Source organism: Paenisporosarcina sp. TG-14, from assembly GCF_000297555.1.
GTDB lineage: Bacteria > Bacillota > Bacilli > Bacillales_A > Planococcaceae > Paenisporosarcina > Paenisporosarcina antarctica.
Window position 1 is genome coordinate 19,624 of record NZ_AMGD01000044.1, and the last position, 7,762, is coordinate 27,385.

Here is a 7,762-nt window from a genome sequence, read left to right on the forward strand (position 1 = left end):
TTTTTCATTTGGAAAGGAAGAGAAATGTATGAGTAGCACCAAAAGATATATGAAGTTTGTTAAACCATATACATGGCAAATTGTTCTTACTGTTGCGATTGGAATTTTGAAATTTGCCATTCCATTATTTATTCCTTTATTAATTAAAATCGTCATTGACGATATAATAGGTGCTGAGACATTGACTGATGCAGAGAAAACAAGTCAGTTATTTTATTGGTTAGGTGGAACAGCGCTAGTGTTCTTTCTGGTTAGACCCCCGATTGAATATTATCGACAATACTATGCGCAGCTAGTAAGTAACAAAATATTATACGACATAAGACAAGAGTTGTACGGCCATCTACAACGACTAAGTTTACGGTTTTATTCAAATACGAGAGTGGGAGAAGTCATTTCTCGTGTCATAAACGATGTAGAACAAACTAAAAACTTTGTGATGATCGGGTTAATGAATTTATGGCTAGACTTAGCAACTATTTTGATTGCGGTTGCCATCATGCTTACAATGGACGTTCCATTAACGTTAGTAACATTGCTTGCATTTCCATTCTATGCATTTAGTGTTAAATACTTCTTTGGACGCTTACGAGATTTAACTCGGAAAAGATCCCAAGCACTTGCTAGTGTTCAAAGTTATTTGCATGAACGTGTACAAGGGATGAGTATTATTAAAAGTTTCACATTAGAAAAACATGAACAACGAATTTTTGATAAAGCAAATAGCGAATTCTTAGATAAAGCAATAGATCATACAAAATGGAACGCAAAAGCATTTGCAGTTGTTAACACCATCACGGATGTCGCACCACTATTGGTTATTGCGTATGCAGGGTATCAAGTAATTATTGGAAACTTAACAGTAGGAACGATGGTAGCATTTATTGCATATATCGAACGACTTTATAGTCCTTTGAGACGATTAGTTAACTCTTCAACGACATTAACGCAAGCATACGCATCAATGGACCGAGTGTTTGAATTAATGGATGAAAAATATGATGTAAAAGATGAACCAAATGCCAAGAATATGCCAGCAATTAAAGGCAAGCTGCAATTTGATCATGTCTCTTTCCAATATGAAGAAGAAAATAATTTAGTCTTAAATAATATGAATTTCACGGTTGAACCTGGGCAAACTGTTGCCTTTGTAGGAATGAGTGGTGGAGGGAAATCAACCATTATCAGTATGATTCCTCGTTTCTATGATGCGACGAGCGGATCAGTTAAAATTGATGACGTAGACATTAAGGATGTAAAAATAAAATCTTTACGTGAACAGATTGGAATAGTATTGCAAGATAATATACTATTTAGTGATTCTGTGAAAGAAAATATATTAATGGGACGACCAGATGCTACGGAAAACGAAGTAATTGAAGCGGCGAAAGCTGCCAGTGCACATGAATTTATTGTTGCGCTTCCAGAGGGTTATGACACAAAAGTAGGCGAACGTGGCGTTAAACTTTCAGGTGGTCAAAAACAGCGTGTGGCTATCGCACGAGTGTTTCTAAAAAATCCTCCTATTTTAGTATTAGATGAAGCAACTTCAGCTCTTGATTTAGAGAGTGAAGCCTTAATTCAAGACTCTTTAGAGCGTTTAGCGCATAATCGCACAACGATTATTGTCGCACATCGACTATCAACAATTACACATGCCAATCAAATCTTTGTTATTGATCATGGTGAATTAAAAGAACAAGGAACGCATAATGAGTTAATAGAATCTAAAGGTATTTATTACAATCTATTTCAAGTTCAACAACTAGATATGGATTAAAAAAGGTTATCCTTAAATGGATAACCTTTTTTCGTATAAAAGAAGTAGGACTTATAAAAAAACTATTGCAATTATAATTATTATTTGTATAATAAGAAACATATAGAATGTTCTGAAATAATAATCGGTTACGTAAGAGGAGGATCATCATGAGTAAACGTAAAGCGATTCTTCAAGTAAAAGGTTTGCAAACAACCTTTTTCACAGATGACGGTGAGATTCCTGCAGTAGATAATATTGACTTTACTGTACACGAAGGAGAAGTTCTAGGAATCGTTGGTGAATCTGGTTGTGGGAAAAGTGTTACATCTTTATCCATAATGGGTCTAGTACCAAGCCCGCCAGGAAAAATTACAGGTGGAGAAATTCTGTTCGAAGATAAAGATTTATCTAAACTAAGTGATAAAGAGATGCGTAAAGTAAGAGGAAACGATGTGGCTATGATTTTTCAAGAGCCAATGACATCTTTAAATCCTTTGTTTACAATTGGCAGTCAATTGATGGAAGCAATTGTTATCCATAAAAAGGATTGGTCGAAAAAGCAATCGAGAAATCGTGCAATTGAAATGTTGACATTAGTAGGCCTTCCTCGTGCTGACGAAATGATGAAAGAATATCCTCATCAACTATCGGGCGGGATGAGACAACGTGTCATGATTGCAATGGCACTTGTGTGTGATCCAAAAGTTTTAATCGCAGATGAACCTACAACAGCTCTTGATGTAACGATTCAAGCTCAAATTTTAGCATTAATGAAAGATTTAAATGATCGTTTAAATACAGCTGTTCTTTTGATCACACATGACCTTGGTGTTGTGGCACAAATTTGTGAAAGAGTAGTCGTCATGTATGCGGGGAAAATTGTTGAAGAAGGTCCAGTACAAACAATTTTCAAAAACCCTCAACATCCATATACAAAAGGATTGCTACAATCTGTACCGGATATGCGTTTTAAAAAAGATCGACTGTATTCGATTCCAGGTAGCGTACCAAAACCAGGTTCTATTAAAACTGGTTGTCGTTTTGCTGCACGTTGTGAATTTGCATTTGATAAATGTTTAACAGAGAATCCAGAATTGTATCAAACGTCATCTGTACAAAAGACAAGATGCTTCTTGTACGAAGATCAGGAGGTGTCCGATCGTGATAGAACCCTTGTTGAAAGTTGAAGGACTAAAAAAATATTTTCCGATTCGAAAAGGAATACTTAGTCGAGTTTCTGGACATGTGAAAGCTGTTGACGATGTTTCTTTTTATGTAAATAAAGGTGAAACATTGGGGATTGTTGGTGAATCTGGATGCGGAAAATCTACAACTGGTCGTATGCTTATGAGATTGCTAGAACCGACTGAAGGACGAGTCGTATTCGACGGCAAAGACCTTACAAGCATTTCCAATGACGATATGCGAAAAGCACGTCGTGAAATTCAAATGGTCTTTCAAGATCCATATGCTTCTTTAAATCCTCGACATACAATTGAAAAGATTTTAGAAGAACCTTTAATTGTACACGGGATTGGTGATTCGAAATCGAGAAAAAAGAAAGTCCATGAGTTTTTAGAAATTGTTGGACTAAGTAGCTATCATGCGAAACGCTACCCTCACCAATTTAGTGGTGGGCAACGACAGCGTATTGGAATTGCAAGAGCACTTATGACAAATCCTAAACTCATAATCGCAGATGAGCCTGTTTCAGCACTAGACGTTTCTATTCAGGCTCAAGTGTTAAATTTAATGCAAGATTTGCAAAAAGAATTTGATCTTACGTATATATTTATTGCGCATGATTTAGGTGTGGTGCGTCATATAAGTGACCGAGTTGGGGTAATGTATCTTGGTAAAATAGTCGAGCTTGCAGAAAGTGAGATGCTGTATGGTAAGCCTCTCCACCCCTATACACAGGCTTTATTGTCTGCTGTTCCGGTTCCGGACCCGAATTTTGTAAGAGAACAAATCTTGATTACAGGGGATATTCCAAGCCCTGCAAATCCACCTTCTGGGTGTACATTCCACACGCGCTGTCCGTATAAAATGGATGTGTGTACAAAAATCGTTCCAAAGTTAGAAGAAGTTGAACCAGGTCATTCTGTTGCCTGTCATCTTTATGGTGACAAAGTGCAACATTGATAAAAAATAGTAGGAGGGGTCAATTTGAGTAAAAAGAAATTATGGTTACTTGCTGTTTTAGTTATGTTAGTGTTCTCTACGATTCTAGCAGCTTGTTCATCTGATTCATCAGATGGCGATAAAGACGGAGAAGACGGAGAAAGTTCAGAGCCGAAGATCTTAGTATTTGGTCGTGGTGGAGACTCTGTATCTCTAGACCCAGCAAGAGCAACTGATGGAGAATCATTTAAAGTAACACAAAACTTGTTTGAAACCTTACTAAACTTTGGTGAGCAAGATACAACAATTAACGAAGGTCTTGCAACAAAATGGGAACCGTCTGAAGACGGACTTACTTACACATTTACATTACGTGAAGGTGTGAAATTCCATGATGGCACTGACTTTAATGCAGAAGCAGTAGTGAAAAACTTCGAACGTTGGAGCAGCGGAACTGAAGACCAATTCCCATACTACGCTTCTATGTTCGGCGGTTTTAAAGACGATGAATCCCATGTTATCAAGTCTGTAACAGCAGAAGGGGATTATACAGTTATTTTCGAGTTGAAACGACCACAATCTCCATTCTTGAAAAACATTGCAATGAGCCCGTTCGCAATTGCTAGCCCAACAGCATTTGAGGAGTCTGGCGATAAATTTGGAGATAATCCAGTAGGTACAGGTCCATTTACATTTGCTGAATGGAAGAAAAATGATTCAATAACTATTGATAAAAACGCTGATTATTGGGATCAAGAATTACCAAAATTAGATAAAGTTATTTTCCGTGCAATTCCTGATAACTCAGCACGTTTGAATGCTTTGTCTACAGGTGAAATTGATTTAGCTGATGGAGTAAATCCAACAGACAGTAAAACAGTAACAGATAATGCTAAATTACAATTATTTGAACGTCCATCAATGAATGTAGGGTACTTAGGTTTAACGAATACACGTCCTCCGTTTGATGATGTGAAAGTTCGACAAGCTGTGAACCACGCAATTGATAAACAGTCAATCATCGATGCTTTCTTTAACGGTGGAGCTGAAATTGCTAAAAACCCAATGCCACCATCAATCAGTGGTTATAACGATGATATTGCAGGATATGAATATGATCCTGAAAAAGCAAAAGCACTTCTTAAAGAAGCTGGTCTAGAAGATGGCTTTGAAATGGAACTATGGGCAATGCCAGTTCCGAGACCATATATGCCTGATGGCACTAAAGTGGCAGAAGTTATTCAAAAAAACCTAGCTGACATTGGCATTAAAGCGAAAATCGTTTCTTATGAATGGGCAACATATTTAGAGAAAACTAAAAATGGTGAAGCAGATGCCTTCATGTTAGGTTGGACTGGCGATAATGGTGATGCCGATAACTTCCTTTACACTTTGCTTGATAAAGACAACATCGGAAGCAATAACTATGCTTACTACAGCAATGACGAAGTACACGAAATCTTAATTGCTGCACAATCAGAAGTTGATGAAGACAAACGAAATGAACTTTACGCTCAAGCTCAAGAAATCATTTTCGAAGAAGCACCTTGGGTACCGCTTGCACACTCTACACCACTTCTTGCAGGTACCGCAGATTTGGTAAACTTTACACCACATCCAACAGGATCTGATAGATTAAATAAAGTAGACTTCAAGTAAAAAACTGACTGATGGAGAGAGGTCTTCAAGATTTCTCTCCATTTTTTTTAATTAATGAAAATAAGGTATAGCGATAATAGCTTACATATTTTAATGTCTAGCTTTGCGAGACAGGCTGCACATAAGCTTCAGATTTCAAGTGGAATCACGTTTTCCGTTTCAAATCTTGTTGCGTTCGTGTATCCCAAGGAGCTCGCTACGCATTTCTTATATACTGCATCAGATGGAGAGGTGAAGAAAATGCTTCACTATATCGGGAAAAGACTATGGCAATTAATACCAGTGTTATTAGGCATGACATTTGTTGTTTTCATGATTATTCGTGCGATTCCGGGTGATCCAGCTCAAGTTATTTTAGGACAACAAGCATCAGAATCAGCTATTCTTGCACTTCGAACAAAACTCGGATTAGATAACCCTTGGTATATTCAATACTTTGATTACTTAATGGGCCTTTTTAAAGGCGATCTTGGTGAATCAATGCGTACAATGAATCCTGTCTCTGATGAAATTTGGGGATATTTAGCAGCTACTTTTGAACTATCTTTATTTGCTATATTAATAGCCATTATTGTAGGGGTAAATGCAGGTATCATTTCTGCATGGTTTCAAAATTCATGGTTTGATTATACGGCTATGATTTTAGCATTAGTGGGTGTATCTATGCCTATCTTCTGGTTAGGATTAATGCTTCAATACATTTTTGGTATTGAACTAGGCATCCTGCCAACGACAGGTCGTGAAGAAGTGCGTACCCCTGTCGAATCAATTACCAACTTATACGTTCTCGATACCATTTTGCAAGGTAGATTTGATCAACTTAGTACGGTATTAAAACATCTAGTATTGCCTGGTATTGCACTCGCAACTATACCGATGGCAATCATTGCACGTATGACGCGTTCTAGTATGCTTGAAGTTATGCGTTCAGATTACGTTCGTACAGCTCGAGCGAAGGGACAAAAAATGTTTTGGGTAGTCTACAAACATGCATTGAAAAATGCTATTATTCCAGTGTTAACAATTATCGGTCTTCAAATGGGTATGCTTCTTGGAGGAGCGATTTTAACAGAAACAATCTTTGGATGGCCAGGAGTAGGACGTTACATTTATGAGGCTATTAACTTCCGTGATTATCCTGTTATTCAATCTGGAATTCTAGTAGTAGCATTCATTTTCGTGATGATTAACTTAGTTATTGATGTGCTGTACAGCTTAATTGATCCGCGAATTAAATATGATTAAGAAGGAGGAATCTCAACATGTCCAAATTGGCGCCTAAACAACCAGATGTAGCTCCACAAACAGATAAAGTAGCAGGCCCTTGGCACGAAGCGTGGCGAGGCTTTAAGAAAAGTAAAGTAGCCGTTGTGGGAGCTGGGATTGTTCTATTCTTTATCATCGTGGCATTCATTGGGCCTTGGATAGCACCGCAAGGCATTAACGAACAATTATTATCAAATCGTTTATTAAAACCATCTAGTGCCCATTGGTTAGGAACAGACGACTTTGGTCGAGATATTTTATCTCGTATTATTCATGGAGCTCGTATTTCATTATGGGTTGGATTCTTTTCAGTTATCGGATCATTAGTGTTTGGTAGTATTCTAGGGATTGTTGCAGGATATTATGGCAAATGGGTAGATACTATCATTTCGCGAATTTTTGATATTATGCTCGCTTTCCCAAGTATTTTACTAGCTATTGCAGTTGTTTCGGTATTAGGACCATCTCTACAAAATGCTTTAATCGCTATTGCGATTATTAACATACCAAACTTTGGTCGCCTAATTCGATCTAAAGTTTTGAGCATAAAAGAAGAAGAATATATTACATCAGCAAAAGCTATCGGTATGAAAGATATTCGAATCTTGTTCTCGCATATCTTGCCAAACTCTATGTCCCCTGTAATAGTGCAAGGTACACTTGCCATTGCAACAGCAATTATTGAAGCGGCTGCACTTGGATTCCTAGGGCTAGGTGCACAAGCACCAACTCCTGAATGGGGAAAAATGCTAGCAGATGCCCGAGTGAATTTCATAAACGCACCCTGGACGATGATTTTCCCAGGTCTTGCAATTATGGTAACGGTATTAGGCTTTAACTTAATGGGCGACGGTTTGCGTGATGCTCTAGATCCTCGAATGAAAAGTTAGTAAAATGGAAGCCGTCTTTTAAAGATGGCTTCTTTTTTAAATGTAAATTGTCAACTCAAGT

Annotated in this window: 6 protein-coding genes; all 6 read left to right on the top strand. The window is 37.6% G+C overall.

Going from position 1 to position 7,762, the window contains the following annotated elements; translation table 11 throughout:
* Positions 1–28 precede the first annotated feature (28 nt).
* Complete coding sequence (locus C406_RS0113395; RefSeq protein WP_017381153.1) at positions 29–1,780, top strand: ABC transporter ATP-binding protein; 1,752 nt, start codon at positions 29–31, stop codon at positions 1,778–1,780.
* A gap of 149 nt (positions 1,781–1,929) precedes the next feature.
* The gene (locus C406_RS0113400; protein WP_017381154.1) at positions 1,930–2,949 is read left to right on the top strand and encodes an ABC transporter ATP-binding protein; all 1,020 of its coding nucleotides are present in this window, start codon (positions 1,930–1,932) and stop codon (positions 2,947–2,949) included.
* On the top strand, positions 2,924–3,907 hold the full coding sequence (locus C406_RS0113405) for an ABC transporter ATP-binding protein (RefSeq protein WP_017381155.1): 984 nt from the start codon (positions 2,924–2,926) through the stop codon (positions 3,905–3,907). Before C406_RS0113400 ends, C406_RS0113405 begins: the two co-directional genes overlap by 26 nt.
* A gap of 24 nt (positions 3,908–3,931) precedes the next feature.
* Entirely contained in the window at positions 3,932–5,545 is a 1,614-nt protein-coding gene (locus C406_RS0113410; RefSeq protein ID WP_017381156.1) for an ABC transporter substrate-binding protein, read from the top strand.
* 240 nt (positions 5,546–5,785) lie between these two features.
* A complete protein-coding gene (locus C406_RS0113415; protein WP_017381157.1) occupies positions 5,786–6,790 on the top strand; it encodes an ABC transporter permease in 1,005 nt (334 codons plus the stop codon).
* Positions 6,791–6,807: 17 nt separating this feature from the next.
* Positions 6,808–7,701: an ABC transporter permease gene (locus C406_RS0113420; RefSeq protein ID WP_017381158.1), complete on the top strand. Its 894-nt coding sequence runs from the start codon at positions 6,808–6,810 to the stop codon at positions 7,699–7,701.
* Positions 7,702–7,762: the final 61 nt, after the last annotated feature.